The 24,535-nt window shown below is 57.8% G+C and carries 16 protein-coding genes; 6 read left to right on the top strand and 10 right to left on the bottom strand.

The features are described from left to right. Window positions 1-5 precede the first annotated feature (5 nt). Window positions 6-2,084 carry an ABC transporter permease gene (locus OGV79_RS10450; protein ID WP_214143496.1) on the top strand — a complete coding sequence of 693 codons (2,079 nt, stop codon included), beginning with the start codon at window positions 6-8 and terminating at the stop codon, window positions 2,082-2,084. 11 nt (window positions 2,085-2,095) lie between these two features. Further along, entirely contained in the window at window positions 2,096-3,142 is a 1,047-nt protein-coding gene (gene fbpC / locus OGV79_RS10455; RefSeq protein ID WP_024130614.1) for a ferric ABC transporter ATP-binding protein, read from the top strand. Window positions 3,143-3,221: 79 nt separating this feature from the next. On the opposite strand, the gene mmuM is transcribed toward fbpC, so the two are convergent. Beyond that, window positions 3,222-4,154, bottom strand: coding sequence for a homocysteine S-methyltransferase (gene mmuM, locus OGV79_RS10460; protein WP_286468302.1), 933 nt, complete (start codon window positions 4,152-4,154; stop codon window positions 3,222-3,224). A gap of 421 nt (window positions 4,155-4,575) precedes the next feature. Here mmuM and OGV79_RS10465 point away from each other — a divergent pair, with 421 nt between their 5' ends. Further along, complete coding sequence (locus tag OGV79_RS10465) at window positions 4,576-5,658, top strand: LacI family DNA-binding transcriptional regulator (RefSeq protein WP_060815881.1); 1,083 nt, start codon at window positions 4,576-4,578, stop codon at window positions 5,656-5,658. Between the two features lie 121 nt (window positions 5,659-5,779). After that, a complete protein-coding gene (locus tag OGV79_RS10470; RefSeq protein WP_286468303.1) occupies window positions 5,780-8,857 on the top strand; it encodes a beta-galactosidase in 3,078 nt (1,025 codons plus the stop codon). 96 nt (window positions 8,858-8,953) lie between these two features. Here OGV79_RS10470 and prpE read toward each other — a convergent pair whose 3' ends face one another. The 4 genes from prpE to prpB all read right to left on the bottom strand — a co-directional run bounded on the left by prpE (window position 8,954) and on the right by prpB (window position 14,551). Further along, window positions 8,954-10,840 carry a propionate--CoA ligase gene (gene prpE / locus OGV79_RS10475; RefSeq protein ID WP_200026832.1) on the bottom strand — a complete coding sequence of 629 codons (1,887 nt, stop codon included), beginning with the start codon at window positions 10,838-10,840 and terminating at the stop codon, window positions 8,954-8,956. A 33-nt stretch (window positions 10,841-10,873) separates the two neighbouring features. Further along, window positions 10,874-12,325 (bottom strand): bifunctional 2-methylcitrate dehydratase/aconitate hydratase, encoded by a 1,452-nt coding sequence (locus OGV79_RS10480; protein WP_248623424.1) that lies wholly within the window; start codon window positions 12,323-12,325, stop codon window positions 10,874-10,876. A 39-nt stretch (window positions 12,326-12,364) separates the two neighbouring features. Next, on the bottom strand, window positions 12,365-13,534 hold the full coding sequence (prpC, locus tag OGV79_RS10485; RefSeq protein WP_024130617.1) for a bifunctional 2-methylcitrate synthase/citrate synthase: 1,170 nt from the start codon (window positions 13,532-13,534) through the stop codon (window positions 12,365-12,367). A 138-nt stretch (window positions 13,535-13,672) separates the two neighbouring features. Continuing rightward, window positions 13,673-14,551, bottom strand: a complete 879-nt coding sequence (prpB, locus tag OGV79_RS10490; protein ID WP_024130618.1) for a methylisocitrate lyase — start codon at window positions 14,549-14,551, stop codon at window positions 13,673-13,675. 265 nt (window positions 14,552-14,816) lie between these two features. On the opposite strand from prpB, the gene prpR reads away from it, so the two are divergent. Further along, window positions 14,817-16,403: a propionate catabolism operon regulatory protein PrpR gene (gene prpR, locus OGV79_RS10495; RefSeq protein ID WP_012133650.1), complete on the top strand. Its 1,587-nt coding sequence runs from the start codon at window positions 14,817-14,819 to the stop codon at window positions 16,401-16,403. Between the two features lie 261 nt (window positions 16,404-16,664). Here prpR and yahO read toward each other — a convergent pair whose 3' ends face one another. Then, a complete protein-coding gene (gene yahO, locus OGV79_RS10500; RefSeq protein WP_012133651.1) occupies window positions 16,665-16,940 on the bottom strand; it encodes a DUF1471 family periplasmic protein YahO in 276 nt (91 codons plus the stop codon). A 198-nt stretch (window positions 16,941-17,138) separates the two neighbouring features. On the opposite strand from yahO, the gene OGV79_RS10505 reads away from it, so the two are divergent. Continuing rightward, window positions 17,139-17,771 (top strand): LysE family transporter, encoded by a 633-nt coding sequence (locus OGV79_RS10505; RefSeq protein ID WP_115181929.1) that lies wholly within the window; start codon window positions 17,139-17,141, stop codon window positions 17,769-17,771. On the opposite strand, the gene OGV79_RS10510 is transcribed toward OGV79_RS10505, so the two are convergent. Genes OGV79_RS10510 through OGV79_RS10525 form a run of 4 tightly spaced genes read right to left on the bottom strand, consistent with a single transcriptional unit; the run spans window position 17,737 to window position 24,521 of the window. Next, window positions 17,737-18,906: a multidrug effflux MFS transporter gene (locus tag OGV79_RS10510; RefSeq protein ID WP_115181930.1), complete on the bottom strand. Its 1,170-nt coding sequence runs from the start codon at window positions 18,904-18,906 to the stop codon at window positions 17,737-17,739. The two genes, OGV79_RS10505 and OGV79_RS10510, sit on opposite strands and share 35 nt — an antisense overlap. Before the next feature lie 18 nt (window positions 18,907-18,924). Then, on the bottom strand, window positions 18,925-20,289 hold the full coding sequence (locus OGV79_RS10515) for an efflux transporter outer membrane subunit (RefSeq protein WP_012133654.1): 1,365 nt from the start codon (window positions 20,287-20,289) through the stop codon (window positions 18,925-18,927). Window positions 20,290-20,292: 3 nt separating this feature from the next. Next, window positions 20,293-23,400 (bottom strand): efflux RND transporter permease subunit, encoded by a 3,108-nt coding sequence (locus OGV79_RS10520; RefSeq protein WP_286468304.1) that lies wholly within the window; start codon window positions 23,398-23,400, stop codon window positions 20,293-20,295. Continuing rightward, window positions 23,400-24,521, bottom strand: a complete 1,122-nt coding sequence (locus tag OGV79_RS10525; protein ID WP_012133656.1) for an efflux RND transporter periplasmic adaptor subunit — start codon at window positions 24,519-24,521, stop codon at window positions 23,400-23,402. The genes OGV79_RS10520 and OGV79_RS10525 overlap by 1 nt, the downstream gene beginning before the upstream one ends. Window positions 24,522-24,535 lie beyond the last annotated feature (14 nt).

A 24,535-nucleotide genomic window follows, 5' to 3' on the forward strand; every position in this document is an offset into this window, starting at 1 on the left:
CCGCTATGTCACACACACTTGCACACCATCCCGTGAAAAAACGGGATGCGATATTCTTTTGGGTTCTGCTGGGCTGGCTGGCGTTTGCCCTGCTGCCGAGCTGGAGCCTGGATTACGGCCTGCTGGAGTCCACGGGCGATGAAATCCTTGAGTCCTACGGCTGGTCACAGCTCAATATCAGTTGGCTGTGGTATCTGCTGCCAAGCCTGCTGCTGATTCGCCCGTTCCATGAAGCCAGGCGCGAACAGCGCAGCCGCCATTACCTTGATGCGGGCTGGGCGCTGTTGTGTATGGCCTTTATCGTCATCAGCGCCACCGTTGAAGGCCGTGGTTTAGGCTACGCCACTATCGTGCTGTTCGTCGCGCTGGGCGCGATCATGACGCTGGCGTTGACCCGTCTGGAATGGCTGGGCGGCGACCGCTTCGTGATCGGCTCACTTACCGCCATTGTGGCGCTGATCGGCATCTTTATCGTCTGGCCGAGTATCGCGATTTTCATCCCGATGTTCACCAACGACGCCGGGGAGTTCGCGCCGCTGGCGTTTATGACGGTGCTGTCGCAGGCGCATATCATCCAGGTGATCCTCAACTCCATCGCCCTGTCGATTGCGGTGGGCGTGGGCTGTACCTTCTTCGGCCTGGTACTGGCGATTTACACCACCCGCATTGCCAAACGCAGCGCCATTATTGGCCGCATCTTCTCGATTTTGCCAATCGTCACGCCGCCGTTCGTAGTGGGTTTAGGCGTTACGCTGATGATGGGACGCTCCGGCTACGTCACCGAATTTATGGTCGAGTGGTTCGGGCTGACCAACACCAACTGGCTGTACGGGTTTACCGGCATCTGGCTGGCGCAGGTGCTGGCCTTTACCCCGATGGCGTTTATGATCCTCGACGGGGCGATCAAAACTATCCATCCATCGCTGGAAGAAGCCTCGTACACCCTGCGCGCCAGCCGCTGGCAGACCTTTAACGGCGTGTTTGTCCCGCTGCTGAAACCGGCGCTGGCGAACGCCTTCCTGATCGTGGTGGTGCAGTCGCTGGCCGACTTCAGTAACCCGTTAGTGCTCGGCGGTAACTTCGACGTGCTGGCGACGCAGATCTATTTCTATATCACCGGTTCGCAGCTTGATTATCAGGCCGCCAGTACGCTGGGCGCGTTCCTGCTGCTGTTCTCACTGCTGGTGTTCTGTGTGCAGTATATGTGGATCGGTAAGCGCTCTTACGTCACGGTCTCCGGGAAATCGTACCGTGGCGACGTCCAGCCGCTGCCTGTCACCCTGGTGTGGAGCGTCATCGCCATTCTGGCCGTGTGGATAGCCTTCAACGCCCTGCTCTACGGCAGCATTTTCTACGGTAGCTTCACCGTCAACTGGGGCGTGGATTACACCCTGACGCTGGCGAACTTTATCAAGCTGTTCGGCCAGGGAATGAGCGACGGCGCGTGGCCTTCCCTGCTTGATACGTTGCTCTACGCCGGAATTGCCGCGCCGATCACCGCCATCTTCGGTCTGCTGATCGCCTGGATTGTGGTACGCCAGCAGTTCAAAGGCAAAAAGACTATCGAGTTCACCACCATGCTGTGCTTCGCCGTACCGGGCACCGTGGCGGGCGTGTCGTACATCCTCGCCTTTAACAGCGCCCCGGTGTACCTCACCGGAACGGCGGCGATTGTGATTATTTCGATGGTGATGCGTAACGTGCCGGTTGGGATTCGCGCCGGGATCGCCGGATTAGGCCAGATCGATAAATCGCTGGATGAAGCGTCGCTCAGCCTGCGCGCCGGGAGCTTACGCACCATTACGCACATCCTGCTGCCGCTGCTGCGCCCGGCGATCCTCTCGGCGCTGATCTACAGCTTTGTGCGCGCCATTACCACCGTCAGCGCCATTGTATTCCTCGTCACGCCAGACACCCGCGTGGCGACGGCCTACATCCTCAACCGCGTGGAAGACGGCGAATACGGCGTGGCGATCGCCTACGGCTCGATTCTGATCGTGGTGATGCTGGCGATTATTTTCATCTTTGACTGGCTGATCGGGGAAGCGCGTATCTCCCGTTCAAAAGCCAAAAACCAGGCGTAATGGAGCGCACTATGAGTCAGAAAAATTTTGTTGAACTGCGCAACGTCACCAAACGATTCGGCAGCAACACGGTTATCGATAATATCAATCTCACCATCCCGCAGGGGCAAATGGTGACGCTGCTCGGCCCTTCCGGCTGCGGCAAAACGACCATTTTGCGTCTGGTGGCCGGGCTGGAAAAACCGAGCGAAGGACAGATTTTCATTGATGGCGAAGACGTCACCCATCGCTCTATTCAGCAGCGTGATATCTGTATGGTCTTTCAGTCTTATGCCCTGTTCCCGCACATGTCGCTGGGGGAAAACGTCGGCTACGGTCTGAAGATGCTTGGCGTATCGCGCAGCGAAGTGAAAGCCCGTGTGCAAGAGGCGCTGGCGATGGTGGATCTGGAAGGATTCGAAGACCGCTATGTTGATCAGATCTCCGGCGGTCAGCAGCAGCGCGTGGCGCTGGCGCGCGCGCTGATCCTCAAGCCGAAGGTGCTGCTGTTTGATGAGCCGTTAAGTAACCTCGACGCCAACCTGCGCCGCAGCATGCGCGACAAGATCCGCGAACTGCAAAAGCAGTTTGATATCACCTCGCTGTACGTTACCCACGATCAGAGCGAAGCCTTTGCGGTTTCCGATACCGTGCTGGTGATGAACAAGGGGCATATTATGCAGATCGGTTCGCCGCAGGATCTCTACCGTCAACCTGCGTCACGCTTTATGGCGAGCTTTATGGGCGATGCCAACCTGTTCCCGGCGACGTTCAGTCAGGAGTATGTGGATATCTACGGCTATCGGCTGCCGCGCCCGGCGCACTTTGCCGCCCAGGGTTCCGGCACCGTTGGCGTGCGCCCGGAAGCGATTACCTTGAGCGATCGCGGCGAAGAGAGCCAGCGCTGTGTGATTCAGCATGTCGCCTATATGGGGCCGCAGTATGAGGTGACGGTGGCGTGGCACGGACAGGAGATTTTATTGCAGGTTAACGCCACCCGATTGCAGCCGGACGTGGGGGAAAATTATTACCTCGAAATCCACCCGTACGGGATGTTTGTTTTAGCAGACGCAGTGTAATTGATGCCGGGTGGCGCTACGCTTACCCGGCCTACGGTTCGTGCACGTTGTAGGCCGGGTAAGGCATCAGCCCACACACTCAACGTTGCGCGTTCAATTCAGCAATATCCTTCGGCGTCGTCCGGCAACAGCCGCCAATCAGCTTCGCACCCGCCGCCAGCCACTGCGGTAAATACTCCGCCAGCGTGGCGCACGCTTCGCCGTGATGATGCCAGGTTTTGCTTACCGCATCGTACCGCTCGCCCGAATTGGGATAAACCACCAGCGGCAGCGCGGTCAGCCCGTGCAAATGCTGCAATGCGGCGGTGACGTTTTCCAGCGCGATACAGTTTACGCCAGTCGCCACAACCTGCGGGCAGGCGTTGAGGAACGCCGCCACGTCACGCAGCGGCGTACCGTCGCTCAGATGCTCACTGTCGCGCAGCGTAAACGAAAACCATGCCCGCGCCCGTGGATATTCGGTTAACAACTCAGCCAGCGCTTTAATCTCAATAAAATTCGGCAGCGTTTCGCAGGCCAGCAGGTCAACGCCCGCATCCAGCAGCGCTTCCACACGCGGGCGATGAAAAGCCTGGAACGCTTCGGGAGTACATACGTAATCCCCGCGATATTCCGCACCGTCGGCCAGATACGCGCCATATGGCCCGACGGAACCCGCCACCAGCAGCGTGCCCGCCTGCGGGTTCTCAGCCAGATACGCTTCCCGCGCTTTGCGCGCCAGTTCCACGCTCTTGCCGATCAGCGCTTTCGACTGCGCTTCATCAAACCCACGCGCGGCAAGTCCTGCGAGCGTTGCCTGGTAGCTGGCGGTAATCGCGCATTGCGCCCCCGCCCGGTAGTAATCAAGGTGGACTTCGCGGATCAGCGCCAGGTTTTCTACCAGCACCTTCGCTGACCACAGGCTATCGGCTAAATCACAGCCGCGCGCTTCCAGTTCCGTCGCCATCGCCCCGTCCAGCAACAGGAAATCCTGTTTATCGAGGATGGCGCTCAACGGATTATGTTGCGACATAGTCTGGCTCCTGTTTCTGCTTATGAAATCGGCAATGAAACAAGCACCATAACACAGCGCGCCGGGTGGTAATCGGGAGCGCTACGCAATTATTAAAGACCCGTCAGCCTTGTACCAGCCGCAAACGCGCGCGCCGGGCGCTCAGCACCGGGTGAGGAGTAACAATGAGGTAAAGAAAGGGTCGCCAGCTCATGATGCCTCCGCTGCCAGAATCTCTTACAACTCTGGCAACAAGGCGGCGCACCGGCGCTCAGACAGAAGTGGGAACATACCGTCCCCACTCATACGACGGAATGAGAACAACGTCAGGAGCCGGGGTCGATATCAGCCGACCAACTGACGTCAGCCCGGCAGAATGGCGAAAAACCTTCAGGGTGTGGCATCATAACGCGCAGATAACAACAAATTCAGGGTGATGAATGTGAAACCGGTAACGCTCTATGATGTTGCAGACCGTGCAGGCGTCTCTTATCAGACCGTCTCTCGCGTGGTGAATCAGGCCAGCCACGTTTCCGCCAAAACCCGTGAAAAAGTCGAAGCCGCGATGGCGGAGCTGAATTACATTCCCAATCGCGTCGCGCAGCAGCTGGCAGGTAAACAAACCCCGCTCATCGGCGTCGCCACCGCTAACCTCGCGCTGCACGCGCCGTCGCAAATTGTCGCGGCGATTAAATCCCGCGCCGACAGGTCAGGCGCCAGCGTGGTGATCGCGATGGTGGAGCGCAACGGAGTAGACGCCTGCAAAGCGGCGGTACATAACCTGCTGGCGCAGCGGGTAAGCGGGTTGATCATCAACTACCCGCTTGATGAGAACGATGCCATTGCCGTTGCCGCCGCCTGCGGCAACGTGCCGGTACTGTTTCTCGACGTGTCCGATCGGTTCCCCGTTAACAGCATTATTTTTTCCCATGACGACGGCGCGCGTCTGGGCGTTGAGCATCTGGTAGAACACGGGCACCAGCGCATCGCGCTGTTGACAGGGCCGCGCTCGTCCGTCTCTGCGCGGCTAAGACTGGCGGGCTGGCATAAATATCTGACCCACTATCAGCTGCGACCGGTGGCAGAAACGGAAGGCGACTGGAGCGCGATGTCCGGTTTCCAGCAAACCATGCAGATGCTCAATGACGGAACGATGCCCACCGCAATACTGGTGGCTAACGATCAGATGGCGCTGGGCGCCATGCGGGCGATCGCCGAGTTTGGCCTGCGCATCCCGCAGGATATCTCGGTGATAGGCTACGATGACACCGAAGACAGCGCCTGCTACATCCCACCGCTGACCACCATCAGACAGAATTTCCCCCTGCTTGGCGCAACCAGCGTCGACAAACTGCTGCAACTCTCCCGTGGCGAACCCGCCACCGATAACCAGCGACTCCCCGTTTCATTGGTTCAGCGTAAAACCGTGCAGCCCCCCAATGCTCAGGTCACTTCTCCGCAGGCGTTGGCCGACTCCCTGATCCAACTGGCTCGGCAGGTTTCGCTGTTAGCGCCGAAAATGTGAACGCATAACAATTGTGTGAGTCAGTTCACTCATTGAACCTCCTGTCCTTTACAGCAGGAATCCCTTCTTCGTATTTTGACTGAAATTGTGAGCGAATAACAAACCCAATCAGGATACCGCTATGCCCCAGAATGCAGATTCACTCGCCGTCGTTCTGAAACGTCGCGACTGGGAAAACCCTGGCGTAACGCAACTTAATCGCCTGGAGGCGCACCCTCCTTTTTGCAGCTGGCGTAATGCCGATGACGCCCGCGAGAACCGTGACTCCGCACACAAGCGCAGCCTGAACGGTGAATGGACGTTTGCCTGGTTTTCATCGCCTGAAGCAGTACCAGAGAGCTGGCGGACAAGCGATCTGCAACAGGCGAATAGCGTGCGCGTGCCGTCTAACTGGCAAATGGACGGTTACGACGCCCCCATTTATACCAACGTCACCTATCCCATTCCGGTTAACCCGCCGTTCGTTCCGGCAGATAACCCAACCGGATGTTACTCGCTCACATTCAGTATTGACGCAGACTGGCTACAGGCAGGCCAGACGCGGATCATTTTTGATGGCGTGAACTCCGCCTTCCATTTGTGGTGCAACGGTCGCTGGGTCGGATACGGTCAGGACAGCCGTCTGCCGTCTGAATTCGATCTCACGCATTTTTTGCTTAAGGGTGAAAACCGCCTCGCGGTAATGGTGCTGCGCTGGAGTGACGGCAGCTATCTGGAAGATCAGGATATGTGGCGGATGAGCGGCATCTTTCGCGACGTCTCGCTGCTGCATAAACCGGCAACGCAAATCCGTGACCTGCGCATCAACACCCGCTTCAACGATGATTTCAGCCGCGCAGTGCTGGAAGCGGAGGTCAGAACAACGGGGGAACGACGCGATGATTTACGCGTGACGGTACAGCTGTGGGATAGCGAAACATTCGTCGGAGAAAAAACCGCTCCGCTCGGCAGCGAGATCATTGATGAGCGCGGCGCTTACCCTGATCGCACAACCCTTCGTCTGAATGTCGAACACCCGGCGCTGTGGAGCGCGGAGACCCCGCATCTGTATCGTGCCGTTGTACAGCTACACGCCGCCGATGGCACGCTGATTGAAGCCGAAGCCTGCGACGTCGGTTTCCGTCAGGTCAGCATTGAAAACGGTCTGCTGCTGTTAAACGGTAAGCCGCTGCTGATCCGCGGCGCCAACCGCCATGAACATCACCCGGAAAACGGCCAGGTGATGGATAAAGAGACCATGATTAAAGACATTCTGCTGATGAAGCAGAACAATTTTAACGCCGTGCGCTGCTCCCATTATCCGAATCACCCGCTGTGGTACACCCTGTGCGATCGCTACGGCCTGTACGTGGTGGATGAGGCTAATATCGAAACCCACGGCATGGTGCCGATGAATCGCCTGAGCGACGATCCGGTCTGGCTGCCCGCCATGAGCCAGCGCGTGACGCGGATGGTACAGCGCGATCGCAACCATCCGAGCATTATTATCTGGTCACTGGGCAACGAGTCCGGGCACGGCGCCAACCACGACGCGCTGTACCGCTGGATTAAGTCGGAAGATCCCTCCCGTCCCGTGCAGTATGAAGGCGGCGGCGCGAATACGGCGGCAACCGACATCATTTGCCCGATGTACGCCCGCGTCGATCAGGATCAGCCCTTCCCCGCCGTACCGAAATGGTCGATCAAAAAATGGCTGTCGATGCCGGGCGAGCAGCGCCCGCTGATCCTGTGTGAATACGCCCACGCGATGGGCAACAGCCTCGGCGGTTACGCGAAATACTGGCAGGCGTTTCGCCAGTATCCGCGCCTGCAAGGCGGTTTTGTCTGGGACTGGGTGGATCAGTCGCTTATCAAATATGACGACGACGGTCGGCCGTGGTCAGCCTACGGCGGCGACTTTGGCGACACGCCTAACGACCGTCAGTTCTGTATGAACGGCCTGGTGTTCGCCGACCGTACGCCGCATCCGTCACTGTATGAAGCCAAACACGCGCAGCAGTTTTTCCAGTTTGTGCTGCTGCCGGGAGCCGAATGCCAGATTGAAGTGACCAGCGAATACCTGTTCCGCCATAGCGATAACGAGGTGCTCCACTGGTCACTGGCGCTGGATGGCAACCCGCTGACCGCAGGCGTTGTGACGCTGGATATCCCGCCGCAGGGACGTCAGATCATCGCGCTGCCAGCGCTCCCGGAAGCGGAAACCGCAGGCCAGCTGTGGCTGACGGTACGCATTGAACAGCCGCAGGCAACCGCATGGTCGCAAGCCGGACATATCAGCGCCTGGCAACAGTGGAAGCTCGGCGAAAAACTCGCTACGCAGTGGCCGCAGCACGCTGGCAACGCGCCACAGCTCACCAGCAGCGGGACGGCATTCCGTATTGTCGCAGGCGAGAAACGCTGGGAGTTCAGCCGCCAGCAGGGCGTATTGACGCAATTCTGGATTGGCGAAGAGGCACAGTTGCTGACTCCGCTTGTCGATCAGTTCACCCGCGCGCCGCTGGACAACGACATCGGCGTGAGCGAGGCAACCCGCATCGACCCTAACGCCTGGGTTGAACGCTGGAAGGCCGCCGGCCATTACCAGGCTAAAGCGGTATTACTGCAATGCGATGCCGACACGCTTGCCAGCGCGGTACTGATTACCACCGCCCACGCCTGGCAGTATCAGGGCGAGACGCTGTTCATCAGCCGGAAAACCTACCGTATCAACGGCAACGGTGAAATGCAGATAACGGTAGATGTTGATGTCGCCAGCGGGACACCGCATCCGGCGCGCATCGGCCTGAGCTGCCAGCTTGCGCAGGTGGCGGAGCGGGTCAACTGGCTGGGGTTAGGCCCGCACGAGAACTACCCGGATCGTCTCTCTGCCGCCTGCTTTGATCGCTGGGATCTGCCGCTGGAAGAGATGTACACCCCGTATGTTTTCCCGAGCGAAAACGGCCTGCGCTGCGGAACGCGTGAATTGCGCTATGGCGCGCATCAGTGGCGCGGCGATTTTCAGTTCAACATCGGTCGCTACGGCCAGAAACAGCTGATGGAAACCAGCCACCGCCATCTGCTCCAGCCGGAAGCGGGCTCCTGGCTCAATATTGACGGTTTCCATATGGGCGTGGGCGGCGATGACTCCTGGAGCCCTTCCGTTTCAGCGGAATATCAGCTCAGCGCCGGGCGCTACCACTACCAGATAAGCTGGCGGTAAAAGGGAAATTGCCGGATGGCGGTGCAAGCACCGTATCCGGCCTGCGATACATTTTCTTCCAGGCCCGATAAGCGATAACGCCACCGGGCACCTCGGTTACTCCTCAATCACCTGACGGATTTGTTGCAACGAAGCGGGATCGTCAAGCGTGGACAAATCGCCCGGATCGCGGCCTTCGCAAATCGCCTGGATCGTACGACGCAGCATTTTGCCAGAGCGTGTTTTCGGCAACTGTGAAACAAACCAGACGTGCGCCGGGCGGCCAAAATTACCGATCTGACTGTCCACCAGCGACATAATCGCCTTCTCTTCCGTTTGCGCCACGTCCCTGTCCTCCAGCGTGTCACTCTGTTTCGGGATCACAAACGCTACCGCCACCTGTCCCTTCAACGCATCTTTCACCCCCACCACCGCCACTTCCGCCACGTTCGGGTAACTGGAAATGCTTTCCTCGATCTCGCGCGTGCCCAGACGGTGCCCGGCGACGTTGATCACATCATCGGTGCGCCCGAGGATGAAATAATAGCCGTCCGCGTCGCGAATCCCCCAGTCGAAAGTGGCGTACACCTGACGCGAGAACAGCGACCAGTAGGTATTCACAAAACGCGCATCGTCCCCCCAGATAGTCTGAACGCAGCCAGGCGGCAGCGGCCCCTCAATGACCAGCATCCCCTTCTCGTTCACCTCGCAAGGTTCGCCAGTGACCTCGTTGAGCAACTGCACGTTATAGCCGTACATCGGTACGCCAGGGCTGCCCAGCCGTGAAGGCCGGTCGTCCAGCGCGCGGGCGATCGCCATAATCGGCCAGCCGGACTCGGTCTGCCAGTAGTTGTCGATAACCGGCACATCCAGCGTCTCCGTCACCCAGGCGGCCGTCGGCTCATCCAGCGGCTCACCGGCCAGATAGAGCACCTCCAGCGAGGAGAGATCGTGATTGCGGATCTGCGCCGTCGGGAACTTTTTCAACACGCGGATGGCGGTTGGCGCAGAGAACATCCGGCTGACGCGGTATTTCTCTACGATCTTCCACCAGACGCCGCAGTCCGGGTACGTCGGCAACCCTTCATAAACGATGGTTGCCATGCCTGCCAGCAACGGCGCGTAGACAATATAAGAGTGCCCCACAACCCAGCCGATATCCGACGCGCAAAAGAACACGCCGCCCGCTTTGCCGCCGAAGATAGTGTCCATCGAGGTTGCCAGCGCCACCGCATAGCCGCCGACGTCGCGCTGTACGCCTTTCGGTTTTCCGGTCGTGCCGGAGGTATAGAGAATGCAGGAGATCTCATTGGATTCCAGCCAGGCCACCGGCACCCGCGCCCCGAGATGCTGCTGACGCAGCGACGCAAAATCGAGATCGCGCGTCGGTACTCGCGCCATTTTCGCCAGCCCGCGATCCACCAGCAAAACGTGGCGCGGCTGATGCTGCGCCTGCGCGATGGCATCATCCAGCAGCTTTTTATACGGCAGAATCTTACCGCCGCGCGCCCCGGCGTCTGCCGAGACAATCAGCACCGGCTTAGCGTCGTCGATTCGCGCCGCTACGCTGTGCGAGGCAAAACCGCCGAACACCACCGAATGAATCGCGCCAATCCGCGCGCAGGCCAGCAGCGTAATGTGCGCCTCGGCAATCATCGGCATGTAAACCAACACCCGGTCGCCGCGCTGCACGCCCAGCGACAACAGCATCGACGCCACCACGTTCACTTCGTCATACAACTGGCTGAAGGTAAACGTGCGCTCCTCTTCCGTTTCAGAAGAGACGGCAATCAGCGCCAGCGCATCCGGCTGCTTGTCCAGCCAGCGGTCGATAGCGTTATGGCACAAATTAGTGGTTCCGCCGCAAAACCAGCGGGCAAAAGGCGGATGGCTGTGATCCAGCGTTTGAGTAAACGGCTGCTGCCAGTCGATACGTCGAGCCTGCTCGGCCCAGAACGACGCCGGCTGCGTAATGGAACGCTGATAAAACTCGCTAAAAGACATGAAGCTCTCCTGTTGAACTTACTGCCTGCTGGCTCAGATGACAAATAAGTCGAGGTATTCATTGACCGGCATCTGCTCCAGGCGAGTTCTGTCCAGGGAGACATCCAGAATGCGCTGCTGCTGACGGGTCGGGAACTGACGCGCCAGGTTGATTTTGAATTTATCGATAAGCTTCGGAATGCCGTCGGCGCGGCGGCGAGCGTGGCCAATCGGGTACTCCACGACCACCTCGGCAAACTGTGAACCATCGGTAAATTCAAGGGTGATAGCGTTGGCGATGGCGCGTTTTTCCGGGTCGTGGTAGTTAGCGGTAAACGCCGGGTCTTCAAAGCAGGTTATCTTCTCGCGCAGGGCGTCAATGCGTTTGTCCTGCGCTACGCCATCCTCATAATCCGCCGCCGTTAAGCGCCCGAACAGTAGCGGGATCGCCACCATGTACTGAATGCAGTGGTCGCGGTCGGCCGGGTTATTCAACGGCCCTTTTTTGTCGATGATGCGAATGCAGGCTTCATGGGTGCGAATCGTCACTTTCTCAATATCCGCCGCCGTTTTGCCCGCCGCCTGCATCTGTTCAAAAAGGGTCATGGCGGCTTCAACCGCCGTCTGCGAGTGGAACTCCGCCGGGAAGGAGATTTTGAACAGCACGTTTTCCATGACGTAAGAACCATACGGACGCTGGAAGCGGAACGGCTCGCCGTTGAAAGAGACGTCATAAAAGCCCCAGGTTTTCGCCGTCAGCGCCGACGGATAGCCCATCTCGCCAGTTTTTGCCATCAGCGCCAGACGCACCGCACGGGAGGTGGCATCGCCCGCCGCCCAGGACTTACGTGTACCGGTGTTTGGCGCATGGCGATAGGTGCGCAGCGACTGACCATCCACCCACGCCAGCGACACCGCGTTGAGGATCTCATCACGCGTCAGCCCCAGCATTTCGGCGACAACCGCTGTCGAAGCCACTTTGACCAGCAGTACGTGATCCAGGCCGACGCGGTTGAAGGAATTTTCCAGCGCGATGCAACCCTGAATCTCATGGGCTTTGATCATCCCGGCCAGCACCTGCTTCATGGTCAGCGGCGCTTTGCCTGCGGCAACCGCATTACGCGACAGCCAATCCGCGGTTGCCAGAATCCCGCCGAGGTTATCAGAGGGGTGGCCCCACTCTGCCGCCAGCCAGGTATCGTTGAAGTCGAGCCAGCGGATCATCGCGCCGATATTAAACGCCGCCTGCACCGGATCGAGCTGAAACTGGGTGCCCGGTACACGTACGCCGTTCGGCACAACGGTGCCCGGAACGATCGGCCCCAGCAGTTTTTTACAGGCCGGATATTCCAGCGCTTCCAGACCGCAGCCCAGCGTGTCGAGCAAGCAGTAGTGGGCGGTGTCCCAGGCCACTTTAGAGGTGATGTCGTAGTTCATGACGTAATCGACGATATCAACGATTTCACGGTCAAATTCCGGGCGAATGTTCATTATTTGTGCGGACATAGGGTACATTTCCTGCGTTTTATCGTTAGAGAAATAAAGTTATTGGCGCTGATCCAGCGGAATAAATTCGCGATCGTCCGGGCCGGTATAATTGGCGGAAGGTCGGATAATTTTGTTGTCCTGACGCTGTTCGATGATGTGCGCCGCCCAGCCGGTGACGCGGGCGATCACAAACAGCGGGGTGAACATTTCGGTGGGGACGCCCATCATGTTGTAGGAGACCGCCGAGAACCAGTCGAGGTTGGGGAACATCTTTTTCGATTCCCACATCACGTTTTCCAGACGGTCGGCGATGTTGTACATCTTCAGCGAACCACCGGCCTCCGAAAGCTGTTTCGCCACGCGTTTGATCACCTGATGGCGCGGATCGGCAATGGTGTAGACCGGATGGCCAAAACCAATGATCACCTCTTTATTTTCAATGCGTTTGCGGATATCCGCCTCGGCCTCCTCCGGCGTTTCATAACGCTGCTGAATTTCCAGCGATACCTCATTCGCCCCGCCGTGCTTCGGGCCGCGCAGCGCGCCAATCGCGCCGATGATGGCGGAGTAGACATCGGAGCCCGTCCCTGCAATCACCCGGCTGGTGAAAGTGGACGCGTTGAATTCATGCTCGGCATACAGCACCAGCGAGATGTGCATCGCCTTTTCCCAGCTTTGCGACGGCTTCTCGCCGTGCAGCAGATGCAGGAAATGGCTACCAACGGAGTCGTCGTCAGTTTCCGGCTGAATACGTTCGCCGTTATGGCTGTAGTGATACCAGTAGAGCAGGATGGAACTGAGCGAGGCCAGCAGTTTGTCGGCGATATCGCGCGCGCCGGAAACGGTATGCCCCTCTTTTTCCGGCAGCGTACAGCCGAGCGCCGACACGCCGGTGCGCATGACGTCCATCGGGTGCGACGCCGCAGGCAATGCTTCCAGCACGGTGCGTACATTGGCCGGTAATCCACGCAACGCTTTCAGCTTATTTTTATAGGCATGGAGTTCATCGCTATTGGGCAATTTGCCGTGAATTAACAGATGCGCGACTTCTTCAAATTCACAATGCTCCGCGAGATCGAGAATATCGTACCCGCGATAGTGTAAGTCGTTGCCGCTTTTTCCCACGGTACACAACGCGGTATTTCCGGCCGGAACGCCCGATAATGCGACAGATTTCTTGGGCTTAATGACATGGGTGTTGTTTTGCAGGATCGTCGTATCGCTCATGTTGTCCTCGTCATTGTTATATGTAGGGTATTGAGGGTGTACGTTTCGCCGCCGTAGGCCTGATAAGCCGTAGGCCTGATAAGGCGCAGCCGCCATCAGGCATTGCCGGATGGCACTTCGTTTATCCGGCCTACGGCTCTACTTCAGGTTCAGCGCATCCAGCTTCTCTTCGTACTGGTAATAATTGATGCTTTCGTACAGCTCGTTGCGGGTCTGCATGATGTCGATAACGTTTTTTTGCGTGCCTTCCTGGCGCAGCACGTTGTAGACACGCTCGGCAGCGCGATTCATGGCGCGAAATGCCGACAGCGGGTAGAGCGCCATCGCCACGTTAGCGCTGCGCAGTTCGTCGGTGGTAAACAGCGGCGTCGCACCAAACTCCGTGATATTCGCCAGGATCGGCACCGGTACGGCATCGGCGAACTGGCGATACATTGACAGCTCGGTAATCGCTTCCGGGAACAGCATGTCGGCCCCCGCTTCCACATAAGCCCGCGCGCGATCGATCGCCGCCTCTAATCCTTCCACCGCCAGCGCATCGGTACGCGCCATGATCACGAAGTCAGGATCGGTACGCGCATCCACCGCCGCACGAATCCTGTCCACCATCTCCTCTTTGGACACGATCGCCTTATTCGGGCGATGGCCGCAGCGTTTCGCGCCGATCTGATCTTCGATATGCAGCGCAGCGGCGCCGGCTTTGATCATCGACTTCACCGTACGCGCCACGTTAAAGGCGGAGGAACCAAAGCCGATGTCGGCATCCACCAGCAGCGGCAGCGGGCAGACGTCGGTAATACGGCGGATGTCGGTCAACACATCATCCAGCGTGGAGATCCCCAGATCCGGCAGACCCAGCGATCCCGCTGCCACGCCGCCGCCGGAAAGGTAAATCGCCTGATAGCCTGCGCGCTGGGCCAGCAATGCGTGATTGGCATTGATGGCGCCGACGATCTGTAAGGGGTTTTCTTTGGTGAGCGCAGCGCGAAACGCCTGGCCCGGAGAGTGTAGAGACATATCCCGTCCTCTTGTTATCAACTTGTTATTTAATGTTGATTCACATAAAGCAAAGGGAATGCCAGAGCGGTCGCTGAAAAAGAGAGAATTTTGTTTTTTCTTATAATTCAAACAAATAACAAAAAATACAAACTTAACCATACCTTTCATCAGGACAAAAGCGTGTCAGCTAACGTTTCATGAAACGGTTCGCGCTGTTTCATTGCAACATTTATGAAACACGACTAAAACAAAATCTCGGTCCCTCAATACAACATCAACTGCTATGGCTGACACGCACCTTCCCGCTCGCGATAATCATGACAAGCCGGTGATCTGGACGGTCTCGGTAACGCGTCTGTTCGAGTTGTTTCGCGACATCAGCCTGGAGTTCGACCATCTGGCGACCATCACCCCCATCCAGCTTGGGTTTGAAAAAGCGGTGAACTATATCCGTAAAAAACTGGCGACCGAGCGCTGTGACGCCATTATCGCGGCGGGTTCCAACGGCGCTTATTTAAAAAGCCGCCTCTCCATACCGGTAATCCTGATTAAACCCAGCGGATTCGACGTGCTCCAGGCGCTGGCGAAAGCCGGAAAACTGACCTCGTCCATTGGCGTTATCACTTACCAGGAGACGATCCCCGCGCTGATCGCCTTTCAAAAAACGTTTAATTTGCGTCTGGAACAGCGCAGCTACATCACCGAAGAGGATGCCCGTGGGCAAATTAATGAACTGAAAGCCAACGGCATTGAGGCGGTAGTCGGCGCAGGGCTAATTACCGATCTGGCGGAAGAAGCCGGGATGACCGGCATTTTTATCTATTCTGCGGCCACCGTGCGTCAGGCGTTTAGCGATGCGCTGGATATGACCCGGCTGACGCTGCAACATGGCGGCCAATATGCCTCCGGCAACGGGCTGCGCACCCGCTACGATCTGGGAGATATGCGCGGCCATTCCGCGCAAATGGAGCAGGTTCGCCATACGATCATGCTGTACGCCCGCTCCAGCGCGGCGGTGTTGATCCAGGGTGAGACCGGCACCGGTAAAGAGCTGGCGGCGCAGGCGATTCACCGCGAGTTTTTTGCCCGTCGGGGCCAGCGCAGCGGTAAAAAAACGCCTCCGTTTGTGGCCATTAACTGCGGCGCAATTACCGAATCGCTGCTTGAAGCAGAGTTATTCGGTTATGAGGAGGGGGCATTTACCGGTTCCCGACGCGGCGGACGCGCCGGTCTGTTTGAAATCGCCCACGGCGGGACGCTGTTTCTGGATGAGATCGGGGAAATGCCCCTGCCCTTACAGACCCGTCTGCTGCGCGTACTGGAAGAGAAAGAGGTGACGCGCGTTGGCGGGCATCAGCCTGTCCCGGTGGATGTACGGGTCATCAGCGCCACGCACTGCAATCTGGAACAGGCGATAAAGCAGGGACAATTTCGCACCGATCTGTTTTATCGTCTCAGCATTCTGCGCCTGACGCTTCCGCCCCTTCGGGAGCGCCCGTCAGATATCGTGCCGCTGGCAGAGGGATTTTTGAAACAGTCCCTGGCGGCATTAGACGCGCCGTTTGGCGAATCGGTGCGCGAGGGGCTGGCGCAAAGCCAGACCATTCTTCTGCGCTATGCCTGGCCCGGCAATATTCGCGAGTTGCGTAATATGATGGAGCGCCTGGCGCTTTTTTTAAGCGTCGAGCCGCAGCCCAGTCTGGATAGCCAGTTTTTACAGCAGTTTTTACCCGAACTGGCGACGATTCCCGAAGCGCCATCAGCGCTTACGCCGCAGCAGGTTCTGGCGCAGTTTAACGGCGATAAAACCGCAGCGGCGCGATATCTGGGTATTAGCCGGACGACATTCTGGCGACGATTAAAAGAGTGAAGGTTTATCGCCGGATGGCGCTAACGCTTATCCGGCCTACGAGCAGAGTGAGGACTTATCGCCGGATGGCGCTGGCGCTTATCCGGCCTACGAGCAGAGTGAGAACTTATTGCCGGATGGCGCTAACGCTTATCCGGCCTACGAGCAGAGTGAGAACTTATTGCCGGATGGCGCTGACGCTTATCCGGCCTACGAGCTACGAGCAGCACTGAACCGTAGGCCGGATAAGACGTTTACGTCGCCATCCGGCACGATGACAGCTTATTTTTTCTTGTAGATATCCGCAGTACCATGAATTTTATTATCGGTTTGCCCGGAGGTCAGTACGACCACATCAGCCCCTTTTTCATCGGCCTTTTTAAGCAGATCCTCTTTTGCCTCCATAGTTGACGTCTCGTTGCTGGTATTAATGGTGCCTATCTTCGTGTATTGCGACTCCACTTTCTCAAACTCGACCTTTGTCAACAGTTCCGCGGCATAGACGTTGGTTACGACAAACGCTAACGCACCAATCAATACTTTATATCCTGTCTTCATATAAAAGCTCCGGTTGTGTTATTACGCTATCATCGCCTTCTCGGAACGGATGCTCTGTTCTGAGTGATTAAATAACTAGTTGAGATTAGCGGAAAAATCCAGTCAGCCGGATGTATCATAATTTGTGATCTTTCTCTCACCCCTGCACTTTTACTATAAATAGTATGGCGTTAACTATCAGGCCCTGGAAATCTCACTATGGAACCTCTGCACGCGGTTGTCCTGACCGTCAGCCTGTTCGTCTTAACCTTCTTTAACCCCGGCGCAAACCTCTTTGTGGTGGTACAAACCAGCCTCGCCTCCGGGCGTCGGGCCGGTGTATTAACGGGGCTGGGAGTGGCGCTTGGCGATGCGATTTATTCCGGGCTGGGACTGTTTGGCATGGCGACCCTGATTACCCAGTGCGAAGAAATTTTCTCGCTGATCAAAATCGTCGGCGGCGCATATTTGTTATGGTTTGCCTGGAACAGCATCCGCCATCAGGCCACCCCGCAAATGCCGACTCTGCAACAGCCCATTCCCGCCCCCTGGAGCGTGTTCTTCCGCCGGGGACTGTTAACCGATCTGTCAAATCCGCAGACGGTGCTGTTTTTCATCAGTATTTTCTCGGTCACGCTCAGCGCGGAAACCCCGACATGGGCAAGACTGATGGCCTGGGCCGGCATCGTGCTCTCTTCCGTCATCTGGCGCATCTTCCTGAGCCAGGCCTTTTCCCTACCGGCGGTACGCCGCGCTTACGGGCGAATTCAGCGCATTGCCAGCAGGGTGATTGGCGCGATCATCGGCGTGTTCGCCCTCAGGCTGATTTACGAAGGCGTGAACCACCGCTAGCCAGTAGCAGAGCGGCCACATAACAGAGCGCCACCGCCAGACTCATTTTCAGCATGGTTTCGCCGCCCAGCCCCGACAACGGCGCGGCGATGCCACCGAAAACAAACATGCTCATCCCCATCAGCGCGGAGGCGGTTCCTGACTCCTGAACGTCCACCACGCTCATCGCCTCTGCGCCCGCCACGGTGCCAATTCCGCTGCAAAAGGCGACGGTAAAAAAGAGCGCTACCAGCGCCAGAACCGGCTGCTGTAGCCAGGCGCAGAGCAAGGTGATTAACGCGCAGATGACGGCCAACAGCAAGCCGCCGCGCAGCAGCGTCATTGCCGTGATTCGACGCGCAAGACGGGAAAAAATCAGCGAGGCGACGATCAGCCCGATCCCATTAAGGCCAAACAGCAGGCTGAACTGCATCGGGCTTAAGCCATACTCGCTTTGCAGCACAAATGACGAAGAGCCGATATAAGCAAACAACCCCGCCAGCATGAAGGCCTGCATCAGGCAAAAGCGCATAAAGAGACGATTTTTCACCACGCTGCGCCCGGTCGAAAATAACGATGCGCCGCGCGTTCGCTGCGGCAGCGTCTCACTGATAAACAGGATGCAGCAGAGCAAAAGCAGTGTCGCAATCCCCGCCATTACCCAAAACAACATACGCCAGTCAAACGCGGTGGCAATGTAGCCGCCCAGAACCGGAGAAAGCACTGGGGCGATGCCGTTCACCGTCATGAGCAGCGCGAAGAACTGGGTCAGGGTCACACCCTGATATTTGTCCCGCGCAATAGAGCGCGAGAGCACCGAACCACCGGCCCCCGCCGCGCCCTGCACAAAACGCCAGACGATCAGCCAGTGAATATCCTGAGTTGTCGCGCACAGTACCGAAGAGGCAATAAACAGCAACAGCGACAGGATCAACGGAACCTTACGACCAATCCGGTCGCTGAGCGGGCCAAACAGCAGTTGCCCAAGCCCAAGACCGATCAGCGAAGACGTCAGCGTCAGTTGCGTCAGGGTGGTCGTCGTTGCCAGCTGTTCGGACATCTCCGGCAGAGCGGGCAGATAAAGATCGGTACACAGCGGCCCGATCCCGGTTAACAAACCGAGGATCAGCACCCACGAAAGCGACACACGCGCCATAAAAACACCTCCCTCTGATTACCGGGCCCCGCCGCCGAGCGACTGCCAGAGCGTTATGCGGTTTTCATTGTCCGTCAGTTGCAGGGCGATAAGCGTCTGCTGCGCCGACCACAGCGTGCGTTGCGCCGTCAGTACGGTCAGATAATCCCCGACCCCGGCGCGATAACGACGCATCCCGACATCCAGCGTTTTTTGTTCTGCGGCGACATACTGGCGCTGGGCATCCAGCTGTTCATCCAGCGTCGCACGCCGGGCAAGCGCATCAGCCACATCTTTGAACGCGCTTTGCACCGTTTTTTCATAGGTAGCAATGAGTCCCCGTTTTTGCGCTTCGGCATAGCGGAGCTGCGCCAGGTTGCTGCCGCCGGTAAACAGCGGCAGCGTAATGGAAGGGGCAAACGACCACACCTTCATGCCATGACTGAACAAGGACGAGAGCGCATCGCTGCCGACACCGGCGCTTGCCGTCAGGGAGATGGTCGGGAAGAAATTCGCTCGCGCCGCGCCAATATCGGCATTGGCGCTTTTCAGGTTATGTTCCGCTTCCTGAATATCCGGCCGACGCAACAGCACGGAAGAAGAGACGCCAGCGGGCACCAGCGTAATCACCTGCGCATCAAGGCTTTCCAGCGTACCGGGCAGCACGCTTTCCGGCAGCGTTGTGCCCGCCAGCAGGTTCAGGGCGTTGATATCCTGCGCCACCTGAGTCTGATAGCTGGCTACGCTGGCGCGCGCCTGCTGGTAAACGCTCATCGCTTCACTGACATCCGTTGCGGCGGCTGTCCCGACCTGCTGCTGACGTTGAACAATTTTCAGCGAGTTTTCCGCACTGGCCATCGTCTCCCTGGCCAGCGCCAGATTGCTGTTATCTGCCGCCAGGGTCAGCCACGCGGTGCTGATCTCGGCAATTAACGTCAAACGGGTGTTCTGCGCGGTAAATTCGCTGGCAAGCCAGGTTTCCCGCGCCGCCCGCGACAGGCTCTGATTGCGGCCAAACAGATCCAGCTCAAAGCTGGACACCGCGCCATCGGCTTCAGCGCTCGTTCCGGTTCCGTTCGCCAGCGTACGGCTGCGTGTAGAACTGAGTGAAGCATTCACCGTCGGGAACAACGAGGCACGCGCTTCGCCATACAACGCCCGTGCGGAGTCGATATCGGCAATCGCCTTCTGGACATCACGGTTACTGTTAAGGGCAGTGTTCACCACCTGTTGCAGCCGAGCGTCGTTAACAATCTGCTGCCAGTCGCGGCTGACAGCGTTCCCCTGCCCCTGCGCGCCCGGTAAACTTGCCGGAACCGGCGCATCGGGCGTGCTGTAGTGCGGATCAAGCGACACACACCCTGCGCTCAGGAGAGCGAAAACAAAGAGAAAAATACGCAACATAACTTACTCCTGACGACGGGACTTGCGGGTAAACAGATGCCTAACCAGCACGAAGAACAGCGGGACGAAGAAGATAGCCAACAGCGTGGCGGTTAATGTCCCACCGATGATTCCGGTCCCGATCGCCACACGGCTGTTCGCCCCGGCCCCTGTGGCGATAGCCAGCGGCGTAACCCCGGCAATAAAGGCCAGAGAGGTCATAATGATTGGGCGCAAACGGGTCTGCGCCGCTCGCAGCGCAGCCCGGCTCAGGGAATAGCCTTCCGCAACCGCAGCTTCGGCAAATTCGACGATCAGAATGGCGTTTTTCGACGACAGGCCGATGGTGGTCAGCAGCGCGACCTGGAAGTAAACATCATTATTTAAATCACGCATCCAGGCCGCCAGCGCTGCGCCTAACAGCCCCAGAGGGATGACCAGAATCACCGAAAACGGTACCGACCAGCTTTCATACAGCGCCGCCAGGCAGAGGAAAACCACCAGAATAGAGATGGCGTACAAGCTCATAGCCTGACCGCTGGCCAGCTTTTCCTGCAATGACAACCCGCTCCACGCCCATGTGGTGCCGGCAGGCAAGCTGTTTGCCAGCGCTTCCATTTTGTCCATCGCGGCGCCGGAGCTGAAACCGCTGGCGTTTTCTCCCTGAATCTCATAGGCGGCAGAGCCGTTGTAGCGCACCAGACTTTCCGGGCCGTACTCCCAACGGGTGGTGGCGAAGGCGGAAAAGGGCGTCATGCTGTTATCGCTGCCGCGCACGAACCATTTGCCCAGGTCCGCAGGTGAAGAACGGAACTCGCTGTCGCCCTGAATGTAGACTTTCTTCACGCGGCCGCGATCGATAAAGTCATTGACATAGGTTCCCCCCCAGGCGCTGGATAAGGTGCTGGTCACATCGCTTAAGCCAAGCCCCAGTGAGACGGCCTTATTGCTGTCGATATCCACCTGAAGCTGCGGCATTTGCGGCAGGTCATTTGCGCGCACGGCGTGCAGAATATCGCTCTGGTTTGCCTGGGCGATCAGCTGATTACGCATCTGTAACAGGGTATCGCGATCGGTCGCCCCATTCGCCATCAGCTCAAAAGAGAAGCCGTTGCTTTGCCCCAGCCCCTCAACCGACGGCGGCGTCATCGCAAAAAGCGTCGCATCGCGAATGGCGCCCAGTTCTTTACTGGCACGTAGCGCAATAGCCTGTGCGGTATTTTCTTCGCCTTTACGCTCCGACCAGTTTTTCAGCGAAACGAACGCCATCCCGGCATTCTGCCCGCTGCCGCTGAAGCTAAAACCATCGACGGTAAAAATAACGTCCGTATTGGCTTTCTCTTTATTGAGAAACCAGTCTGTCACCTGACGATTGACCTCTGCGGTTCGCGACGCCGTCGCCCCTGCGGGCAGGGTGTACTGCACCATAATTTCACCCTGATCTTCGGTCGGTAAGAAGCTGCCGGGCAGCTTCCACATCGCCAGCGCCATCGCCCCGCATAACAGCGCATAAACGCCCATCACGCTGACGCTGCGACGCAGCACATGCAGGACGCCGCGCTGATAACCCTGTTCAGTTCGGCTATAGAATCGGTTGAATATCCCGAAGAAGCCCTTTTTATGCGGCGCGGTATGGCTAAGAATCGAACCGCACAGGGCTGGGGTCAGGGTCAACGCCACCACGACCGAGAGCAGCATTGCCGAGATAATCGTCACAGAGAACTGGCGATAAATGACGCCGGTAGAGCCGCCAAAGAACGCCATCGGCAGGAATACCGCAGACAAAACAAGAGCGATAGCCACCAGCGCGCCAGCGATTTCCCCCATCGATTTTTCGGTGGCTTCGCGCGCGGGCAGCCCTTCATCGCGCATAATGCGCTCGACGTTTTCCACCACCACAATGGCGTCATCGACCAGCAGACCTATCGCCAGCACCATTGCAAACAGCGTCAGCGTATTGATGGAGTAGCCAAACAGCGCCAGCACGCCAAAAGTACCGAGCAGCACGACCGGAACCGCCAGCGCCGGAATCAGCGTGGCGCGAAGATTCTGCAAGAACAGGTACATCACGCAGACCACCAGAATGATGGCTTCAAACAGCGTCTGAACCACATCCTCTACGGAGATCTTAATAAATTCGGTGCTGTCTTTCGGATACGCCACGTCATAGCCCTGCGGCATATCCCGTTTAAATTCAGCGACTTTATCTTTTACCAGCGTGGCGGTATCCAGCGCGTTCGCCCCCGGCGAAAGCATGACCGCAACCCCCGCAGCCGGATGACCGTTGAGTTTAGCGATGGCGGTGTAGTCTTCACTGCCCATCTCCACGCGCGCCACATCCTGGATGCGTACCACGGCCCCGTCAGACTGGCTTTTGATAATGATCTTTTTGAATTGTTCTACCGTCTGCATGCGTGACTGCGCGCGAACCGTAGCGGTCAATTGCTGTGTGTCAGGGGAAGGTAACGCACCGATTTTCCCGGCGGAAACCTGAACGTTTTGCGCTTCAATGGCGCTCTGCACATCCGACGGCATCAAAGAATAGGAGGCCAGTTTCGCCGGGTCCAGCCAGATACGCATGGCGTATTCCGCACCAAACACCTGTAGGCTCCCGACCCCTTCCACGCGTGCCAGCGGGTCCTGTACGTTACTCACCAGCCAGTCAGCGATATCTGAGCTGCTCGCCCGGTCGGACTTATCATACACGGCGGCAATCAGCAGGAAGTTACTTTGCGATTTCACTACCGTGACGCCGGATTGTTGAACCTCGCTCGGCAAGCGGGATTCCGCCTGCTGCACCTTGTTCTGTACCTGCACCTGCGCGGTGTCAGGGTCGGTGCCCTGTTCAAAGGTGACATCAATACTGACCGAACCATCGGAACTGCTGGTCGAGGTAAAATAGAGCAGGTTATCCAGCCCGGTAAGCTGCTGTTCAATCACCTGAGTCACGCTGTTTTCCAGCGTTTCGGCGGAAGCGCCGGTATAGGTCGCCGAGATTTTCACCGACGGCGGCGCCACGTCAGGATACTGCGCAACCGGCAGCGTTTTAATCGCCAGAATACCAGCCAGCATGATCAGAATGGCGATAACCCAGGCGAAAACGGGCCTGCGCACAAAGAAACGGGAGAACATCAGCCTTTGCCTCCGTTCAGTTGTACATCAACGGCGTTAACCTGCTGACCCGGCGTGACCTTACTTGATCCCTCAACGATCAACCGGTCGCCGCTACGTAAACCGTCCAGCACCAGCCATTTATCCCCATAGGTATCGCCTGTTTCCAGGGTACGCTGCGCCACTTTATTGTCTTTAGTGACCACCAGCGCTGTCGCATTGCCTTTCGCATCGCGCGTGATCCCCTGCTGCGGCGCGAGAATCGCATCGTTCATGATCCCTTCATCAATGCGGGCGCGAACGAACATACCGGGTAACAGCTGCTGTTGAGGGTTGGGGAAAATCGCCCGCAGCGTGACTGAGCCTGTAGACTCATCTACCGCCACTTCCGTCAGCGCTAACTTTCCTTTTTCGCTATAGGTCGTGCCATCTTCAAGCGTCAGCGTCACGTTCAGGGTATCGCTGTTGGTCGCCAGAGACTGCTTACGCAGGCGCAGCAAATCCACGCTGGAGCGGGTAAGGTCGACATACATGGTGTCGAGCCCACGAATGGTCGCCAGCGCCGTCTCCTGTGAAGCCGTCACCAGCGCGCCGGGCGTGACGGATGAGATACCAATGCGCCCGGAAACCGGGGCGGTAATGGTGGTCCAGTCCAGATTGATACGCGCGCTTTCTAACGCGGCTTTCTTTGCCTCCACGCTGGCTTTGTCCTGAGCACAGGTGGCCTGCGCATCATCGGCATCCTGGCGGGAAACACCGTCATCGTTAACCAGCCGCGCGTAACGTTGCGCCTTCTGGCAGTCGGCATTCACCAGCGCCTGCGCCTGTCTGAGCGAGGCATTCGCTTCGTTCCATGCGGCGCGATAGCTGGCGGGATCGATCTGATACAGCGCCTGCCCCGCTTTGACGATATCGCCCTCATTAAACAGGCGTTTTTGAATAATCCCCCCCACCTGCGGGCGAACTTCGGCACTGAGCGCTGCGCTGGTGCGTCCGGTCAGTTCACTGACCACAGAAACGGGTTCTGTTTTAAGGGTCACGACGCCCACTTCCTGAGACGGAGAAGCGGTATTGTCGGTTTGCGTATTATCACAGCCGGATAATAACAATAGCGCGATAATTGATGTTGTTATGTATTTCATCTTTTTTCCAGGGT

This window comes from Citrobacter sp. CK185, assembly GCF_030333565.1.
GTDB classification, from domain to species: Bacteria; Pseudomonadota; Gammaproteobacteria; order Enterobacterales; family Enterobacteriaceae; genus Citrobacter_B; species Citrobacter_B koseri.

Coding starts and splice junctions, on each gene's coding strand:
- yahO (WP_012133651.1), bottom strand. CDS start 16,940: ATGAAGACAGGATATAAAGTATTGATTGGTGCGTTAGCGTTTGTCGTA.
- OGV79_RS10450 (WP_214143496.1), top strand. CDS start 6: ATGTCACACACACTTGCACACCATCCCGTGAAAAAACGGGATGCGATA.
- fbpC (WP_024130614.1), top strand. CDS start 2,096: ATGAGTCAGAAAAATTTTGTTGAACTGCGCAACGTCACCAAACGATTC.
- OGV79_RS10470 (WP_286468303.1), top strand. CDS start 5,780: ATGCCCCAGAATGCAGATTCACTCGCCGTCGTTCTGAAACGTCGCGAC.
- OGV79_RS10505 (WP_115181929.1), top strand. CDS start 17,139: ATGGAACCTCTGCACGCGGTTGTCCTGACCGTCAGCCTGTTCGTCTTA.
- prpB (WP_024130618.1), bottom strand. CDS start 14,551: ATGTCTCTACACTCTCCGGGCCAGGCGTTTCGCGCTGCGCTCACCAAA.
- prpE (WP_200026832.1), bottom strand. CDS start 10,840: ATGTCTTTTAGCGAGTTTTATCAGCGTTCCATTACGCAGCCGGCGTCG.
- prpC (WP_024130617.1), bottom strand. CDS start 13,534: ATGAGCGATACGACGATCCTGCAAAACAACACCCATGTCATTAAGCCC.
- OGV79_RS10515 (WP_012133654.1), bottom strand. CDS start 20,289: ATGTTGCGTATTTTTCTCTTTGTTTTCGCTCTCCTGAGCGCAGGGTGT.
- OGV79_RS10525 (WP_012133656.1), bottom strand. CDS start 24,521: ATGAAATACATAACAACATCAATTATCGCGCTATTGTTATTATCCGGC.
- OGV79_RS10510 (WP_115181930.1), bottom strand. CDS start 18,906: ATGGCGCGTGTGTCGCTTTCGTGGGTGCTGATCCTCGGTTTGTTAACC.
- OGV79_RS10520 (WP_286468304.1), bottom strand. CDS start 23,400: ATGTTCTCCCGTTTCTTTGTGCGCAGGCCCGTTTTCGCCTGGGTTATC.
- mmuM (WP_286468302.1), bottom strand. CDS start 4,154: ATGTCGCAACATAATCCGTTGAGCGCCATCCTCGATAAACAGGATTTC.
- prpR (WP_012133650.1), top strand. CDS start 14,817: ATGGCTGACACGCACCTTCCCGCTCGCGATAATCATGACAAGCCGGTG.
- OGV79_RS10480 (WP_248623424.1), bottom strand. CDS start 12,325: ATGTCCGCACAAATAATGAACATTCGCCCGGAATTTGACCGTGAAATC.